This is a genomic window from Companilactobacillus mishanensis (genome assembly GCF_003946505.1).
GTDB classification, from domain to species: domain Bacteria; phylum Bacillota; class Bacilli; order Lactobacillales; family Lactobacillaceae; genus Companilactobacillus; species Companilactobacillus mishanensis.
In genome coordinates, this window is the sequence record NZ_RHON01000008.1 from 1 (window position 1) to 18,025 (window position 18,025).

Below are 18,025 nucleotides of genomic sequence, written 5' to 3' on the forward strand. Positions count from 1 at the left end.
AAGTGCAATAGACAATTGGATCCGTTACTACAATACGAAACGAATCAGATCATCCAACAACTGGTTAACCCCAAATGAGATGAGACTTTCGTATAAACAAAAAATCGTCTAATCACATATTGTGATTAGACGAATAAAATTTAAAATAAACTCCAATTAATGGGGTTCACTTCACCTCGTTTTATTTTGGTGTATTTAGAAGTGACCAACACAATGACGATTTGAATTTTCCATCTTCAAATTGATTATCGGCAATATATAACTTTAATCCTTCAGTTTTTGACCAAGTTAATGATTTGAGAGACTCACCTTCATCTGTTTCTTCAACTAAGCAAGGTTTATCAGTAATTTCATTGATATTGTGTTCATCGATATAATATTGGAATTCGATTGGAATTTTTTCGTGATTATTTGGATCAATGTTTTTAAAAGGTTCTTTCACTGTTAAATAAAGCTGAACATGGTTCTTCATTCTTCTAGAATCAAGTATATGAATGGCTTCGAAATCATCCATTACATCTTTTCTTTCTATTAGAAGTCCTTTTAGTTTCTGTCTGACTCCATAGTTGATAGGTTTGGTACTTATTTCAATACAGTTTTTAATGAAGTATATAGAATTATCCATTGCATGCTTCTTATACGTAAGTCCTGTAAAAGTGGTATTTTCAAAATACGCGGAAGACCTAAATATTGAATTTTGATGATTTTGAACTTTAGTTATAAGTTCTATTTCATAAGTTTGTAGTCGATTGATTTTAAAGTTGCTAAATACTATCTCTTTATTATCTGTCAGTTGACTTAGGCTGTATTTAGAATTGGGAATTGCCACTCCGTCAATTAGGATTGTTTGCAATTTTTCATTATTGCTATACGGAATTCTTAACGTGCCAGGAATCTCTGTGGTTTCAAAATATTTGGACTCATCTTTAATATTAATTTTTCTGTGAATGATATCATTCTTAGCTACACTTCTGATAGCCTGGTTATCATTTTGATTGTCGTCATATGTCTCGTTGAAAATATCATTTTTAACTAATATAGTTGGCTCACTATCAGTAACCTGAAGAGTAGCAGTATTAGTCGTAATAATTTTTGTCTTCCTGGAGTTTGAATTTGGATCTTCATAATTGAATGTAAGCTCAGCATAATATTGAGAATTGTCATCCGATATTTTTGCTTTTGGTATTATCAGTTTTCCGTTGTTTTCAGTCGATATCTCTTTAGGATCCAAGACTCCATCTTTTCGATACCATTTGGTGCTGGTAGGTGATTGATCAAATTTCCCTAGGAGTTTAAATTCAACATCTTCACCAGAATAAACACTTTGATCATCTAATCCACCGCCAATGCGAATCTCTTTAGTGTCTGTAAGAATCGTGCCATCAGGGTTTTTCATTTCTCCAATGACGGTTACAGTACCTGAGAGCCCCTCTATATTAGCAATTAAATCTCCGTCGGTAGTTACAGTAGCGATATTTGCATTTCCTGGATTTTTGAGGCGATAAGAAGTCTCACCTGTTGAATTTTCTGGATCTGGAATAATATCAAGTGTTGTAGCATTATCAGAACCCTTGACGTTATATAAATAATCATCTTCTGCCACAAGCTTAATCGAAGATGCATTTACTGGATTGGGAAGAGTGTGAACAGCTGCTACCTTTGAGAAAACATTTGGTTGAATATGTAAATTGACTCCATATGTCCACCAAGAGTGGAGTTGATAAAATACCGTCCCAACTTCTTTTCCATTAACTTTTATTTTTCTTGTTTGTCCAAATGTAGAAGTAGGAGAATACCATCTTGGATCAACATTGGGTTTTATATTTTTAGCATCGATGTGATACCAGTCATATACTTGGGGGGTGAAAGGAAAGACAAGCGAAATACCTGTGTTTCGATCTGACTTAGTTTTTATCGTCACACTTTTACCTTTTTCAATGTAATAACCTTTTTTAGGTTGTACTGTAAATCCAGAGGTGAACCACCAGCCTAGTGCTCTGATTGGATCAGGAGTTGGGACAAATCGTTGTGGATAAACAAGCATTTCATCATTACTTTTAGGCGTTTTTAGCTCTTCAGTCTTGGCTTCATTGTCAAAGACTTGTTCATTCTTATTCTGTTCATCCATTGGTTTTTGAGTCTCAGTTGGCATAAGTTCCGTTGGACTATCTTGAGCAATTGTTATTTCTTCTTTATTGTTTTCGCTTTGAGCACTCTCGACATCAATAGGACTTTTGGAGAAACTTCCAACTGTCAGCAACAAAAATAAGTAGAGTGAGAATGCAAATGATTTCTTTCGCATTTGTTATTCCTTGGCTTTCTAATATTACATCCAGTGGTAGTCTTCAATTAGAATGAATGGGTTTACAAAAATATATTTCTAGAATATTTTATCGAAAAGTAAACGGCCTGGATACCAGTAGTTTGATATAAATAAATATTAATAGAAGAATGTTTTTGTTATTTATGTTGCAATTGCAACTAAACAGTTCTATGATTATTTTTATTAAATAAAAGTTGAGGCGACAGAAGTGGAAGAGATTTTACGTCCAATTGGAATGATTGCCCGTTCATTAGATTCGATATCAAACATTGAATTTAAGAATATTGACCTTACTCGTGGCCAGTATTTATATCTGGTACGCATAGAAGAGAATCCCGGTATTATATTGGAGAAGTTAGCCAACATCATTAAAATCGATAAGACAACTGCAGCTAGAGCTGTTCAAAAATTGGAGAAACAAGGATTGATCAAGCGAACTAATGATGATGCCAATATGAAAATTAAACACTTATTTACGACGGAGAAGGGCAAAAAGATTTATCCATTAATCAAACGAGAAAATGATTATTCAAATCAAGTTGCCTTAAATGGTCTCAGTGTCGAGGAACAGAGATTACTGAGTGAGTACTTATTGAAAGTTGCTGACAATATTAATCAGGACTGGGAATTTGTAAAATCTGGTGGGAGACGAAAATACTAAAATGGCAAACACAATCGAAATAAAACATGTTGATAATTTGGGTGCGCAGACACTCAGTGAAATTTCTAAAAAGACTTTTAAACAAACATTTGAAGCCGATAATACTGAAGAAAACATGAATGAGTTTCTGGAAAACTCATACAATGTTCAACAGTTGAAATCAGAGATGAAAGATTCGAATTCTGACTTTTATTTCCTATTGTTAAACAATCAACCCATCGGTTATTCAAAAATTATTTCAAATAAAGATAATTTTGAATTAGAACGGATTTATATTTTGCAGGGTAATCAACGCAAAGGATTTGGCAATCTCTTAATGGATCACGCAATAAGTTTGGCGAAGTTAAATCATGTATCTAGTATCAATTTAGGAGTTTGGGAACATAACGAGAATGCTAAGAAGTTTTACGCAAAGCAGGGATTTGTTAAAACCGGCTCGCACGTTTTCCAATTAGGTGATGATCCACAGACTGATTTTATTTTGAACAAGAAATTGTAGGAGAATATTATGAAGAAAATTATTGTAGCTAAAGAGTTCTGGAATTTATTTCCTGATGGTCAAATAAATGTTTTGACGTTACATGGAATCGATAATCGCGTGAATGAGGACGATGATGTATATTTTCAGAAGATGTTAGATGAAGCTACCGTAGACTCAAAACAATATTTAACAGATGATACATTTAGATTGAATCCAGTAGTTGATCAGTGGCGTCAAGCTTTGAGAAAGTTCAAAACAAAGAATGGTGCACGCTGCTCAATCGAAGCACTACTAAAAAGAGTTTCTAAAGGTAAAACATTTTCACCAATCAACCCATTAGTAGACATCTATAATAGTATTTCATAAGAGTCTCAAGATAAGGAAACCCAGTATTTAAATGCTGGGAGGAATTATCGTTTTATGAGACTGCCTTTCTTAATTATAGTTTGTGGTACTCCTTTTAATATTCTTCTTGAACATATGTTCGTATATTGATATGATGGTTATATCGAATGATACATATTTGAAATTTCTTATGCAGGGACGGGTAACAAGGTGCGCAAATTAATGAATGATTACCAGTACCATTATGGTGTGAAAGTTAGATGTTACCCTTCAGATAAACAGAAACAAATCATTGAGCACAATCTTAATGGTTCTAGATTTGCTTATAATGAAATGGTTGCGATTGATAAAGAACTTTATCAACTGCGCAAATGTAAGTTATACATCAAACAAGTCCAAGATCGAATCGATTATTTAACAGAGCGCAAGGAAAGTACGAAGTATCTTTTCGGACTTCGTTCTTGGCTGAATAAATTCAATGTTGGTACTGATGTAACTAGTATGGCAATTCGAAACTATAAATCGGCTTGGAATCTGTTTATGAAAGTCCATACTACTGGTATTCCTAAATTCCATAAGAAACAACATTCAGGAAGCTTTCAATTACCAAATAGATATTCTTCAAAAGTTACAACTCCGTCATTATTCAACGGTAATATCAGATTTCTTGATAACAAGCGTATTAATATTTCCTTGATTGGACGTATCCGGGTATCCGGAAGCTATAAAAGAGTAATGGTGGAACATGCTGATATTCGTATTGGAACCGTGACAGTTTCTAAGGATGCAGTGGGAAACTATTACATCTCACTTCAATTGGCATCTGATTCTCCTTTTGTTCGGTCAGGGAAGAGTACGGGAGATTCAATTGGAATTGATCTTAATACAGAGAACTTCCTAACAACTTCTAATGGAGATGTTGTAGAGAATCCAAGATATTACAAAAAAAACAAGAAACGACTTGCTAAGCAACAACGGATTCTCTCTAGAAAACAACTCAGAGCTAAGAAAGAACATCGACGATTACCTGACTCAAAGAACTATCAAAAGCAAAGAGTCATTGTTGCCCAGTTACATAATGAAGTCTGTAATCGTCGCACCAACTTCTTACATGAAACATCTACTGCACTCATCAAGAACCACGATCTGGTAGTAGTTGAAGAGTTAAGAAGTAAAAACTTGTTAAAAAATCATGCATTAGCTATGAGCATCAGTGATGTTGGTTGGAGAACATTTCTACAAATGTTGGAATACAAGGCAGAGATGTACGATAAAGTCTTTATTGCAGTTGATCCAAAGTACACAACTCAAACATGCTCAAATTGTGGTTACGTAATGAAGGGTAAAGAAAGACTAACCCTTTCTGATAGAACATGGACTTGTCCTGACTGTACTCAATATCACATCCGTGATCACAACGCGGCTAAAAACATATTAGCTAAAGCAATGTAAAACTGTTCAGTCCGTTTGGCAACTTGCGGACTTTAAAGACCTTGGTAATTACTATGTAAGACCCAGGAATACTGCGGTATATCTAGGCAACGGTGTATCTAGGTAAATTGTGATGCTAATGTGACTTGTTTCATTGGTTCTTACAAGCTCCCTACTTAAGTGGGGAGTAGTTGACTGAAATATGGCTCACCATGCGGTGGCGAAAACATCGACAAGATTGATGGAGATCTCCAACTGGGAAAAGCAAAAGGTGGGGAAAGTTTCCGACCACTAGGAGATGACGACGATTCACCAGCCTTAACAGGAGAAATCATTTATTATGATAAAACAGGAGCAATTTGTCGAAGCTTAAATTGGCGAGAAGCGCAACGAACAATGCTTACTGAAGACACAACCAACGCAGTAATGGTGCTAGAATCAATCAACGCAGAACAAGCAGCACGCGCAAATGAAGGAATATTAGAATTACAAGAACAATGTATGAAATACTTCAAAGTAGAAGGAACAACATTTAAACTAAATTCTGAAAATCCCTCAGCTGAAATAATGTAAACAAAAAGTCCTGAAACATAAAAGTTTCAGGACTTTTTTGATATTTTTTTACAATGATTTAAAGGATAGGGTTCAAATACTTCGGATGAATTAGCTGGAGGAAAGAAATAGATTTCGGCTCAGTGGTGGGGTTTATCTTAGTGTACGAAGTACGCTTAGATAAAAACTCAGCTTTGAAATGATTGCGTATTTTGCAATTAGTTCAAAGTGAGTTCACCACGTTCCCTTCATTGATTGTTGATTGGCGTAGCCAATATTTTAAATGGTTGCGCACGCGCCAAAGGCGACGTACGTTCATTAAAAAAATCGATTCAATTCCGGAAGCGGAAACCTAGTGAACTATCTCGTCACCCAACACTGACGCATACAAATCATAAGCACCATCAAGGTTCTTACAACTAATTCCATGTTGTTTAAGAATACGTTCTGCAATATAACCACGTTGTCCACTCTTACAACTAATAATGTAAGTCTCATCTTTTGAAAACTTGGATAAGTGATCGCGGATGCCATCCAACTCAACGTTAAATGCACCTTTCATGTGACCTGCAGCAAATTCTTTTGGAGTACGAACGTCTACAAGTTTTGCACCAGCAGCCATTTCGTCTTTCAATTCATACCATTGAATCGAATCGGTTTCTCCTTCAAGCACATTTTCAGCAATGTACCCGGCCATGTTCACGATATCTTTGGCAACACCATATGGTGGGGCGTATGAAAATTCTAGTTCTGGTAAATCAGAAACTTTAACTCCTGCTTTGATAGCTGTTGCAATGATATCGATTCGTTTATCCATTCCGTTTGGACCGACTGCCTGGGCTCCATAAATCTTACCAGTTTTGCCATTGAAGATAACTTTCAAGACCATCTTTTGTGATCCAGGATAATATCCAGCGTGGTCGCTACCTTCTAGGTGGATAACTTTATAATCGTAGTTCAGTGATTGTAATTGCTTTTCGTTCAAACCAGTAGAGGCAGCACCGATGTTGAATACTCGAACGATTGCTGTCCCCAAACTGCCTTTATTAGTTCTATTCAATCCAGAAATCACATCAGCAACTTGGCGTCCTTGTCTGTTGGCTGGTGATGCCAAGCTGATAACGGCATCTTGCTTTGTAGTCGTCTGTTTAACAACGATTGCGTCACCGACAGCGTAGATGTCAGGTTCACTTGTTTGGTAATGGTCATCAACTAAGATTCCGTCTTTCAAACCTAGTTTGATGCCAGCAGTTTTAGCTAGAGTTGAATCTGGTTTAACACCAACGGATAAGATAGTTAGATCAGACTCGATTTGTGATCCATCATCCAAGATGATTTGTTTTCCATTTTCTTTAAACTCTCCAGCCGCCTTTTCTGTGATGGTAGTTACATTATTCTTTTCAAGTTCTGTTTGAACAAAACTTGCCATTTCTGTATCGATAGTTGGCAAAACGTGAGTTGCCTTTTCAACGATAGTTACTTTAATACCACGGTTAGCGAGTGACTCAGTTAGCTCTAAGCCAATGAACCCAGCACCGATAACTGTGGCAGTTTTAGGCTGCTTGTTTTCAACAAAATCCATGATTCTATCGATATCTGGTAAATTGCGTAACGTGAAAATATTATCTGCGGATGAAATGCCCTTGATATCAGGTACTAGAGGCTTTGCTCCGGGAGATAATATTAATTTGTCATAAGATTCTGTATAAGTTTTTCCCTCATTATTTATATCTAGAGATTTATTTTTTGAATCAATTTTAATTGCTTCACTATTTGTTCGAACATCTAGATTAAATCTAGCTTTTAATTTTTCTGGAGTTTGAACCAACAATTGTGATCTGTCTGTAATTTCACCAGCGAGGTAGTATGGTAGTCCACAGTTTGCGAATGAAACGTATGGTCCTTTCTCAACAACGATTATTTCAGCGTCTTCATTAAGTCTTCGTAATCTTGTGGCCGCTGACATTCCACCAGCAACGCCACCTACTATGATATATTTCATGAAAATTCCTCCTCGTTTCTCTTATATCTACTATAACATCATGAAATTTAATATATAGAAATATAATAATCCGACATGTTGTTTTAACGGACTTTTAATTTATGAAAAAACCAAGTAAAACCTAATAGTTATGTCACTAAGCTATTGTATAATAGCAGATAAGGAGATGAGGGAATGAGTCAAACACCATATACTTTTCAGGATACTGACGCCTTTAAAAGTACTGAACAATTAATCATCAAAGGCCGTTATTTTGCTACAACCGTTCCTGATGATTTCAATGAATTTGAACCAAAACGAAGAAATATTCATAAGATTTTAAATATCAAGAATCAACTTTTAGTACCAGAACTGTTAGCAGTCAAGAGGGAACGCATGTCTAAATCTAGATTTGCTTTTTTTAGGGGGACTGCTGATGTTATGCATTATGATTTGGCCAACCATCCTGATAGTGGAATCAAGGTTTTGATTGGTGGGGATGCACATTTGGGTAACTTTGGTTTTTACGGATCATCTGAGGGCCAATTGTTATTCGATATGAACGATTTTGATGAGGCACATTTGGGTTACTGGGAATACGACCTTAAACGATTTTTGGTCAGTGCTCTTTTAGTTGCCCGCGATCACAAGTTTGAAGAAACTGATATCCAGGAATTTTTGTTAGGTGTCGTGGATACTTATTTTGATACCTTGAAACACATGACAAAAATTTCCGAAATGAAACGATTTATTCTACCTAATACACTTCAAAACATAACCGAAATTTTCGGTAATTTGAAAGACAATGAGGATTACTTCCGTAATTCTTTCGAAAAGTTGATCACGAAGAGTATTAAGAAAGCTCAACGTAGTAATTCAAAATTAGTTATTGAGAAATATACTTTATTGAATAAAGACGGCGAGCGTAGATTTGATGAGAATAAACCGGTCACCCAACACATTAGTGAAGAAGATTACGAAACTGTTGTAGCAGGTTACAAGGAATACAAAGCACGCCAGCGGAGCGATGTAAGACTGTTTCTTGAAGATTTTGATATAATAGACGTGGTTAGACATAGTGTTGGAGTCGGTAGTGTAGGGACACTTTGTTACTTAATTCTCTTGCAAGATTTGGATAAGAACTTCCTTGTATTGCAAGCAAAACAAGCTTTACCTATCTACAATAATGATGAGCTGTATTCTGACAAAAATGTCAGTCAAGGACAGAACATTGTCGATAGCCAATTAATTTTACAAAGTGCATCAGATCCGTTTTTAGGTGCATTTGATACTGAAAAATATAGTTTTTATATGCGTCAATTTAAAGATATGAAAACTTCCATCAATTTAGATAAGTTGGATTTTGAGTCATTCCAAGATTACGTGACCGTTTGCGTTATCTTGCTTGCCAGAGCGCATTCTCATTCACCTAATTATCCATTAGTAATTGGATTTGGTGAGGAATATCAAGACATTGCCAATTCGTTAATGAATTTTGCAAATAGTTATGCTAAACAAGTTAAGTACGACTTTGAGTCCTTCACAGAGGAACTTGAAAATGAAAAGTAAATATTACAACAGGGATTTAAGCTGGTTGTTGTTTGATAATCGGGTTATCGACCAAGCTTATAATGCCAAGGTTCCATTGTTAGAAAAGTTGAGATTTTTATCGATTGCTTCCAATAATTTGGATGAATTTTTTGGTGTCCGGATGCATAACGTTTATAGCATGATCTCCAAGAAAAAGATTGAAAAAAGAACTGGGCTCAATGGAATTGATCTGTTGAGTTTGATCCATGAATTTAATGCACGCAATATTACCAAACAATACGAAGCTTTATTTATTATTCTTGAACGTTTGAAGGACAAAGGCGTCTTTCAAATGACTACATATGACTTTCTGACTGACGATGAAAGAAATTATGTTCAGGAATATTATTTGAAACACGTCGTAAATGAATTAAAAGTAACTCCGTTTTCTAGCAATTTGAAATATACTACCAATTTGAATATATTGTTGTGTTCTGAAAACGAACTATATAATATTGCCATTCCAGATGATATTGACCGTCTTGTCAAAACTGGCGTTGATGATCACTACATCTTATTGGAAGATTTGATCACGAATATTTCTGCTGACATTTGGAGAAAATATGATGTCAAGGAGAGCTATACCTATCGTCTTTCATATGATAAGAATAAGAAATATGATTTTCTCGAAGAGGGACTTTCTGATGAAGTCTATCTAGATAAGATGACAGATTACATCAATAATCGTGGAACTCGACGAGTAACTAGAGTTGAATTTTCCGCAAATAATGGTGATAAAGGTAGAAGCTTTTTCGCATCATTATTAGGTATCAACAAGAAGAGTGTTTATCGGATACCAGGTCCACTTGATTTGAAATTCTTAGATAAATTGTTTAAGAAATATGAGGATCAACCTGGATTGGTTTTTGAGCCTTTCAACAATTTGAAGTGGAAAAACTCTCAGAACATTTTACATTCGATTGAGAAACAACCGATGTTGATTCAATATCCTTACGCCTCATTTGATGTATTTCTAAAATTCTTGAAGACTGGAATTGAAGACCCAGATACGACAAGCATCAAAATGACGATTTATCGTACTGAAAAGAAATCGAAAGTTGTTAATTTACTTAAGGAAGCAGCTAGAAAAGGCATCAATGTTACTGTAGTTGTTGAATTAAGAGCTAGATTCGATGAGAAACATAACCTCGACGTTGCTACTGATCTGGAAAGTGCTGGTGTGCATGTGGTTTATGGTGATCGATTGAATAAGGTCCACGCCAAAATTTGTTTGATCTTGCAAGAAAGTAAAAACAAAGGGTATGTTCAAATCGGTACTGGTAATTACAACGCTGTCACAGCAAATGTCTTTACTGACTTGAGTTTCTTCACCAGTGATAAACGTTATGTTGACGACGCGATTCAATTCTTCGGCAACTTAGCTTTAACACATGAAGATAATTACAATATGTTGGCAACGTCACCAGTTGATTTAAAACAAATGATCATTACTAACATCAAACGTGCAACCAAGGATTATTTGCGTACTGGGGATGCCGAAGTATTCATCAAGGTAAATGGTTTGACTGATATTGAAGTTATCAACGCAATTTACAGTGCAGCCAGACTTGGTCTTCCATTTAGGATCATTGTCAGAGGACCTTGTTGTTTGAAACTCGGTATCTGCGGTCCTAAAGAAGATATCGTTGTTAAGAGTATTGTAGGTGAGTTACTGGAACATAGTCGTATCTACAAGTTTAAATACGGCGAGGGTAACACTGACTTATGGATATCTTCAGCTGACTTGATGACTAGAAACCTGGATCGTCGTGTTGAGATAGCGATGCCAATTGTCGATGAAAAGCCTAAACGTGAATTATTGAAAATTATCAAGATGTTCACTAAAGATACAGCTAATTCATATTACTTGAATGCAAATGGTGAGTATGTGAAGAAGCGTAAATTCATTAATAAGTCCGCTCAACAAACATGGTTGAGTAGATTGAAATGGAAGAAATATATATAAACCAATGAATCATTTATCCAACTAGTTTGGATAAATGATTTTTTTTATATTTTTTTTAGTATTATATTTGATGGTTTTTCACAAGATAAATGAAAATATATTTAGTTTTAACCAAAGACATTTTATGAAAACGTTTTTAATATTTATTTTAATCATGATTAAAGTTGATTATATGAAATATGGACATTATCAGCAATTATGTGGCTAAGGAACTGTTAGTAAATTAAAATATGGCATCAAATCATGTAAAATAATCTAATTTAATTGGCACAAATTAGAAAAAATATTTAACTAGAATATTGTGTAATTATTGATACATAATTTCACAATCTCACTAATTTGTTGGTCAAATCCGCCTTTTTGCCACTTTTTTGAAAGCGCATAACATGGTACGCTCATAAGTGGATAAAATCAGTTGTCAAGTAATTTGCCTATAACATGGCATTTGTGCTTGACTAAATTATTTGATCCAAATTCAGAGCTTAAAGGGGGAATCGCAATGATTGTGCATTTTAATTGATACAACCTTCACAAATCTTGGAAAATTTGTAAGCGGTTCCAAATGAAAGAATTTGGATTAAATTAAAAAATAGCCGAAAAATAAGGATCTATATATAAGTAGATCATTCAGAATGGGGGGAAACAGATGAAGAAGAAACCTTCTGGACTCGCATTACTTCCATTTGTCGTATTTGTTGGCTTATATCTTTTTGTAGGGTTATTTTTGACCTTCAAAGGTGACAAACAGGGATTCTATGCAATGCCAGCTTCTATATCTGTAATTGTGGGTATTATTGTCGCTTTTATTATTTATCGTGGTTCGATAGAGAAAAAGTTTAATGCCCTAGTAAAAGGTTGTGGTGAAGACAATATCATCATAATGTGTTTGATTTTCTTACTTGCCGGAGCTTTTGGTACAGTAACTGAAAAAATCGGTGGAGTTGATTCCACTGTTAATTTGGGACTAAGTCTCGTACCAATTCAATTCTTAGTACCCGGAATGTTTTTGATTTCTTGTTTCGTTTGTTTAGCTATTGGTACAAGTATGGGAACTATTGCAACGATCGCTCCTATCTGTGTAACTCTTGCTGACAAAACAGGAATTAGTATGGCACTTCTTTTAGCAGCTCTACTTTGTGGAGCTATGTTTGGTAACAACATGTCTGTTATCGCTGATACAGGTATCGTTATTACACGTATTTTAAATATTAAAATCAAAGATAAGTTCAAGGTCAATATCAAGATTACTGGTCCAGCTTTGATAGTTGCTGTAATTTTGTTCTTCATCTTCGGAACTGGTGGTGACGTAACTCAAGTCACGGCGGGGAATTATTCGATAATGAAGATATTGCCATATATCTTTGTTCTAGTTATCGCACTTATTGGAGTTAACGTTTTCGTTGTCTTAACATTCGGAACACTGTTCGCTGGTGCTATCGGAATTATCTACGGAGACTTCTCAATTCTAAAATTCACTGGTTATGTTCAAGACGGATTTGTAAAGATGTTTGATGTTTTACTATTCTCACTCTTAGTTGGTGGATTAGCATACATGGTCAAAGAAGAGGGTGGAATTGACTGGATCAACGAAAAATTGAAGAAATTTATCGTTGGTAAAAAGTCAGCTCAAGCTGTTGCCATGGTATTGCCAGGTACAGTTGATATTGCTTTAGCAAACGATACTGTTACTGGTTTGGTTACAGGTCCTATCGTTAAAGATATGTCAGACAACTATGACATTGATCGACGGAAGATGGGTTCATTGATGCATACCACGGTCGTTGTACTTCAGAGTACATTGCCATATGGTGCTCAGATCCTATTAGCAACAAGTATTGCTGGAGGAAAAGTATCTCCAGTTCAAGTAATTCCTTACCTATGGTATGGATATCTTGCATTATTCTTTGCAGTATTATCAATTTTCATTCCATTTGCGGAAGCAAAAACAAAATTACATTTTTCTAAAAAATCAGAAGACGAATCTGCTGACAAAGTGGAAGAGGCTGTCTAACAATTTTTAATTAACTTGGGGGAAATATAAATGCATAAATATTATGAAGAAGCAAAAGAGTTTGGTAAGAAATATTTAGCTGATGAAGCAAATGAGGTCGACGTTGAGGGACGTTTTCCAAAAGCATCTGTTGATGCACTTCGTAAAGCTGGTTACTTCGGTTTGGTAATACCAAAAGAATATGGTGGACAAGGTAAAGGTATCGAAGAGCATGCTGAAGTTTGTACAGGTTTAGCTGAAAGTGGTGCTTCAGCATCATTGTGTTACATGATGAGTAACGTTGGTGCATATTGCCTATCACTTTATGCTTCAGAAGAAATGAAGAAAGATATCCTTCCTAGAGTAGCAAGTGGTGAGATCATCTTAGGACTTGCATACAGTGAAACTGGTTCAGGTACTCACTTCTACAGACCAGACATGACTGAAGAACCACATGATGGCTATTCAATTTTGAACGGACGTAAGAGTTTCGTTACAACAGCACGTGAGGCTGATTACTACCTAACAATCACACATTCAACAAAAGATGGTTCAAACAACTTATGGTTAGTTCCAAGAGATGCTGAAGGACTATCATTCGAATCAACATTCAATGGATTAGGACTACGTGGAAATGTTTCAGATCCAATGGTTCTTGACCACGTTAAACTTGACGACTCATGCAAGATTCCTGGTAACGGTGATGGAGACAGATTGATCTTTATCGTTGGACTTGCTTCATCAAGTGCTGGTATCTCGATGGCTATTGCAGATGCTGCTGCTAAATATGTTAAAGAAAGATCATATACTTCAGGTAAATCATTAGCTGATATCGAAACTGTTGAAGTTAATGTTGCTGAATTAAAGGCACGTGCATACGCTGCAAGAGAAACATTATTTGCTGGTGCTGCAAGTGTTGCTGCTGAAGAAGAAGACGGCTTTCCAAATGTTATTGCTGCTAGAATTACAACTACTGAAGCAGCTGTTAAGAATGGTACAGAAGGTATGCGTCTATTCGGTGGTATCGGATATGTTAGAAATGTTCAACCAATGGAACGTTTGATGAGAGATTCATTAGGTGCACAAGTTATGGCACCAGGACTAGATGTTCTTAAAGTTTGGTTAGGTAGACTATCAGTTGATCTACCATACTTGAATGATTAATTTTGAATTTAAATATTTTGGAGGGTAATTATAATGGCAAAAAGTATTAAAGTCGGTGCAGTTGTATATGCACCACAAGTTACAGTTGTTTGGGGAATCATCGCTAAGTATTTCAAGTCTGAAGGAATGGACTTAGAAAATGTTTTCTTCAAGAATTATCGTGATCAAACACAAGCTTTGATCAAGGGTGAAATCGATGTTGCTTGGAATTCACCATTGGCTCATGTTGAAGCAATGATCAAATCAGACAACAAGTGTGGATATTCATACATGCGTGATACAGATTTGGACAGAACAAGTTGTTTCTTAGCTAGAAATGATAGTGGTATCAAAGACTTTGCTGATTTCAAAGGAAAGACTATTGGATTCGGTGCTATCGATTCACCACAAGCACGTTTGATCCCAATCGAAACTCTTAAAGAGCACAATTTGATTTCTGGCAAAGACTACGTTGAAAAAACATTTGATGTTGATGTCGGCTTAGACGGTGACCATGAAGGTGGAGAAGTTGATGCATTAGCCGCACTTAAAGATGGCAGTGTTGATATTTCCGTAACTACTGATAACAACCGTATCAAGTGGACTCAAGATGGTACTATCGATGATCAAAAGATCGTTGTTGCTGGACACACTGGCCTATATGATCACTGTATCTTTACAACAAAACCTAATTTTGACCCTGATACAAAGGCAGAATGGGAAAGAATTCTTTCAAAGATGGATTACAACAATCCAGAACATAAAGAAATGATGGACCTTGAAGGTTTGAAGAAATGGGTTCCAGGACGTACAAAAGGATTCCACTTACTTGAACAAGCCGTTGATTACCTCAATTTCTTTGACCAAAAACAAACTAACGATTAGAGGGAATTAATTATGGCAACATCATTTTCACCATTTACAACTTCGATCATTGGAAGTTGGCCTAGAACTAAAGAAATTTTAATTGCACAACGTAAATTACGCAAAGGACAGATGGAACAATCTGACTTTGATGATTTGATTGAAAGAGAAACTGCCAGGATCATCAAGATTCAAGATGACCTTGGACTCGATGTAATCGTTTCTGGTGAACTTTCACGTGACAATTATTCTTCATTTGTGGCCGATAGAATTGGTGGAGTCAGCATGATGTCTATGGATGATATCGTTGATTATATTGATGATAAAAAAGCTTTTGAAGATATCTTGTCGATATTGGATGTTCCTGCTATCAGTATTACCAATGCAATTTGTACTGGTAAGTTGGAATATCATCCTATTGCCGTGAATGAACTGAAATTATTAAAGAAGTATACTGACAAGCCAGTCAAAATAACACTTCCTGGTCCATACTTACTTACACGTTCAATGTGGATACCTAAACTTTCTAAACAAGGATATGCAAGTAAAGAAGAACTTGGAAAAGATGTTGTGAAGATTCTTGAACAAGAGATCGATAACTTACAAAAATTGGGTGTAGATATTATCCAATTTGATGAACCAGTTCTAACTGAAGTTGTCTTTACCGAAGGAAAGCCACGTTCATTTATGTGCGCAGCTTTATCTGAACGTAAAGATCCAACTGAAGAATTAGAATTTGCTAAATCATTGATCAAGCCTGTTTTGGAACATATTGACCGTAGTAAGTCCATTGCTTCAATGCAAGTTTGTCGTGGTAACTGGAGTAATGATGAGTCTATCTTGCTCACAGGTCCATATACACCACTACTAGACCTCTTTGAAAACGTTTCTGCAGAGATGTTAACACTTGAGTTTTCAACACCTAGAGCGGGTGAAATCAGCTCTCTATTGGGTGATGAAAAAATCTCTAAAGATCATATCATCGGTTTGGGTGTGGAAAATCCACGTCTTCATGAAGCAGAATCGACTGACTTTATTGTTGGTAAAGCTAAAGAAGCATTGAAGTATATTCCTAAAGAAAGATTATTCTTGAATCCAGATTGTGGATTTGCAACATTCTCGAACCGTCCAGTAAATAAAGAAGAATTCATTATCAACAAAATCAAATCTCTAGTTGATGCGAGTCACCAACTTCAGGCAGAGTATAAATAGGCTGATTATGGAAAAAAGATATTTAAACTCCGCAAATAATTATGATATTGAATTCAGAGCGATTTCGACTGACGGTAAGAAAGTTAAAATTCGGACTGATAAGGTCAGCTACTCAGTTGATGAAGAGATGAGTTTTGACATTGCTAACGATGTCCTGACTAGTGTGGACCACTTTACAGGTGGTATTGCCAGTGGAATGATATCAGCTATCAATCGTTATGATCAAAAGCACGATGGGATCATTGATCAGATAGAAGGTAAGTTTACTTTCCATTTAAGCAATCCGTTGACGTACCTGGATGTTCGTGGCTACGATGAAACACCGCATGTTTCCGCTCTCGACTTACAGTTGTATTTGGTTTCGTTCAATGAGGCTGATGAGTTGGAACAAGTTTATCAAGAAGCGATGAAGAACTCGATCGTCTATCAGACAATCAAGGATACAATTAAAATCGAGCATAAGATAAAAGTTGTGTTATAAAAAAGAAGCTAAATCCGATGAGGATTTAGCTTCTTTTAGTGTTGCCTTGAATAGTTTGTTTATCTGGATCGATATGGAATTCTTGTTGAGAAATTTTCAGAAAAGCAATCATTTCGGGGGTATTATTTTTTATTGCTCGATGAGCCATGATCAAGTCTGTTTTCAGTAAGGATTTGGATATAGGGATGGCAGATTTTGAATTAGGTTGTGGTGGCAAAATAGCATAACCAACACCTTTGTTAGCAAGTGATATGGCAGTGTTGATATTTTTTACTTCTATTATATGTCTCGGTTCTAGTTTATTTACTGAAAGGAAGTTTTTAATTATCTCACCAAAAACCATTTCTTCACTAATTGAGATGAAGTTCTGTTGATTCAAAATTAGGAGTTGGGACGCATCAGTTATTTCTTCTGGGAATGAAGTATCAATTTGAGGTGTATATAATGACAGCTGATTCTCAGACATTTTACGATAAACGAATTGATTATTCATTGGTGGATTAAAACCAATATAGACGTCGATTTGATTCTCGATAACAGCTTTTTCAATCTGCTTAGAAGGAAGTTCAGTAATGTTCAATTGATAATTAGGATACTGCTTGATGAATTCTGGGACGATCATAGGTAAAATTTCTTCGCCTAAACTTTCGGAAATACCGATAGAAATTTGCCCGGCTTGGGATTGTGCAATTTCTCTCATTTTGGTGTCTAATTTTGAAAATTGAGTATCAATCGAATTCAATCCTTCAAGGTATATTTGTCCGGCGTAACTTAATTGAATATGTTTTGAACCACGGTCCAATAGGGCAATATCTAATTCGTCTTCAGCCTCTTTGATGATTTTACTCACGTAAGGCTGTGATATGTAAAGGCTTTGGGCAGTTTCAGTTATACTTCCAGATTTTTTGATACCTGATAGGATGTCCTTTATTTTATAGTTGATCAATAATTGTACCTCCATTTTCTTCATAACTGTGAGTAATATTTTTATAATCATTAGGAATT

15 protein-coding genes and 1 pseudogene are annotated in these 18,025 nt (G+C 35.6%); 13 read left to right on the forward strand and 3 right to left on the reverse strand.

Features of this window, described 5'->3' with window-relative positions:
- Window positions 1-7 precede the first annotated feature (7 nt).
- Window positions 8-112 carry a hypothetical protein gene (locus EKM63_RS11605; RefSeq protein ID WP_404825342.1) on the forward strand — a complete coding sequence of 35 codons (105 nt, stop codon included), beginning with the start codon at window positions 8-10 and terminating at the stop codon, window positions 110-112.
- A 69-nt stretch (window positions 113-181) separates the two neighbouring features.
- Here EKM63_RS11605 and EKM63_RS08875 read toward each other — a convergent pair whose 3' ends face one another.
- Window positions 182-2,302, reverse strand: coding sequence for a hypothetical protein (locus tag EKM63_RS08875; protein WP_125705814.1), 2,121 nt, complete (start codon window positions 2,300-2,302; stop codon window positions 182-184).
- 229 nt (window positions 2,303-2,531) lie between these two features.
- Here EKM63_RS08875 and EKM63_RS08880 point away from each other — a divergent pair, with 229 nt between their 5' ends.
- The 5 genes and pseudogenes from EKM63_RS08880 to EKM63_RS08895 form a co-directional block, all read left to right on the forward strand.
- Window positions 2,532-2,984 (forward strand): MarR family winged helix-turn-helix transcriptional regulator, encoded by a 453-nt coding sequence (locus tag EKM63_RS08880; RefSeq protein WP_125705816.1) that lies wholly within the window; start codon window positions 2,532-2,534, stop codon window positions 2,982-2,984.
- A gap of 1 nt (window position 2,985) precedes the next feature.
- The gene (locus tag EKM63_RS11395) at window positions 2,986-3,483 is read left to right on the forward strand and encodes a GNAT family N-acetyltransferase (RefSeq protein ID WP_191988658.1); all 498 of its coding nucleotides are present in this window, start codon (window positions 2,986-2,988) and stop codon (window positions 3,481-3,483) included.
- 9 nt (window positions 3,484-3,492) lie between these two features.
- A complete protein-coding gene (locus EKM63_RS11400) occupies window positions 3,493-3,831 on the forward strand; it encodes a hypothetical protein (RefSeq protein WP_191988659.1) in 339 nt (112 codons plus the stop codon).
- 201 nt (window positions 3,832-4,032) lie between these two features.
- On the forward strand, window positions 4,033-5,262 hold the full coding sequence (locus EKM63_RS08890) for an RNA-guided endonuclease InsQ/TnpB family protein (RefSeq protein WP_125705818.1): 1,230 nt from the start codon (window positions 4,033-4,035) through the stop codon (window positions 5,260-5,262).
- Window positions 5,263-5,436: 174 nt separating this feature from the next.
- Window positions 5,437-5,814: pseudogene (locus EKM63_RS08895) on the forward strand (B3/B4 domain-containing protein); the annotation flags it as partial.
- A 331-nt stretch (window positions 5,815-6,145) separates the two neighbouring features.
- Here the strand turns inward: EKM63_RS08895 and EKM63_RS08900 are convergent.
- Window positions 6,146-7,795: an FAD-dependent oxidoreductase gene (locus EKM63_RS08900; RefSeq protein ID WP_125705822.1), complete on the reverse strand. Its 1,650-nt coding sequence runs from the start codon at window positions 7,793-7,795 to the stop codon at window positions 6,146-6,148.
- Window positions 7,796-7,969: 174 nt separating this feature from the next.
- Between EKM63_RS08900 and EKM63_RS08905 the strand changes: the two genes are divergently transcribed.
- The 7 genes from EKM63_RS08905 to EKM63_RS08935 all read left to right on the forward strand — a co-directional run bounded on the left by EKM63_RS08905 (window position 7,970) and on the right by EKM63_RS08935 (window position 17,020).
- Window positions 7,970-9,343 carry a DUF2252 domain-containing protein gene (locus EKM63_RS08905; protein ID WP_125705824.1) on the forward strand — a complete coding sequence of 458 codons (1,374 nt, stop codon included), beginning with the start codon at window positions 7,970-7,972 and terminating at the stop codon, window positions 9,341-9,343.
- Window positions 9,333-11,330, forward strand: a complete 1,998-nt coding sequence (ppk1, locus tag EKM63_RS08910) for a polyphosphate kinase 1 (protein ID WP_125705825.1) — start codon at window positions 9,333-9,335, stop codon at window positions 11,328-11,330. Before EKM63_RS08905 ends, ppk1 begins: the two co-directional genes overlap by 11 nt.
- A 646-nt stretch (window positions 11,331-11,976) precedes the next feature.
- On the forward strand, window positions 11,977-13,341 hold the full coding sequence (locus EKM63_RS08915; RefSeq protein ID WP_125705827.1) for a Na+/H+ antiporter NhaC family protein: 1,365 nt from the start codon (window positions 11,977-11,979) through the stop codon (window positions 13,339-13,341).
- Window positions 13,342-13,371: 30 nt separating this feature from the next.
- A complete protein-coding gene (locus tag EKM63_RS08920) occupies window positions 13,372-14,484 on the forward strand; it encodes an acyl-CoA dehydrogenase family protein (RefSeq protein ID WP_125705829.1) in 1,113 nt (370 codons plus the stop codon).
- A 33-nt stretch (window positions 14,485-14,517) separates the two neighbouring features.
- Window positions 14,518-15,348, forward strand: coding sequence for a phosphate/phosphite/phosphonate ABC transporter substrate-binding protein (locus EKM63_RS08925; protein ID WP_153382448.1), 831 nt, complete (start codon window positions 14,518-14,520; stop codon window positions 15,346-15,348).
- Window positions 15,349-15,360: 12 nt separating this feature from the next.
- Window positions 15,361-16,539: a cobalamin-independent methionine synthase II family protein gene (locus EKM63_RS08930; RefSeq protein ID WP_125705833.1), complete on the forward strand. Its 1,179-nt coding sequence runs from the start codon at window positions 15,361-15,363 to the stop codon at window positions 16,537-16,539.
- A 7-nt stretch (window positions 16,540-16,546) separates the two neighbouring features.
- Window positions 16,547-17,020, forward strand: coding sequence for a hypothetical protein (locus tag EKM63_RS08935; RefSeq protein WP_125705835.1), 474 nt, complete (start codon window positions 16,547-16,549; stop codon window positions 17,018-17,020).
- 25 nt (window positions 17,021-17,045) lie between these two features.
- On the opposite strand, the gene EKM63_RS08940 is transcribed toward EKM63_RS08935, so the two are convergent.
- A complete protein-coding gene (locus EKM63_RS08940; RefSeq protein WP_164504940.1) occupies window positions 17,046-17,966 on the reverse strand; it encodes a LysR family transcriptional regulator in 921 nt (306 codons plus the stop codon).
- Between the last annotated feature and the right edge of the window lie 59 nt (window positions 17,967-18,025).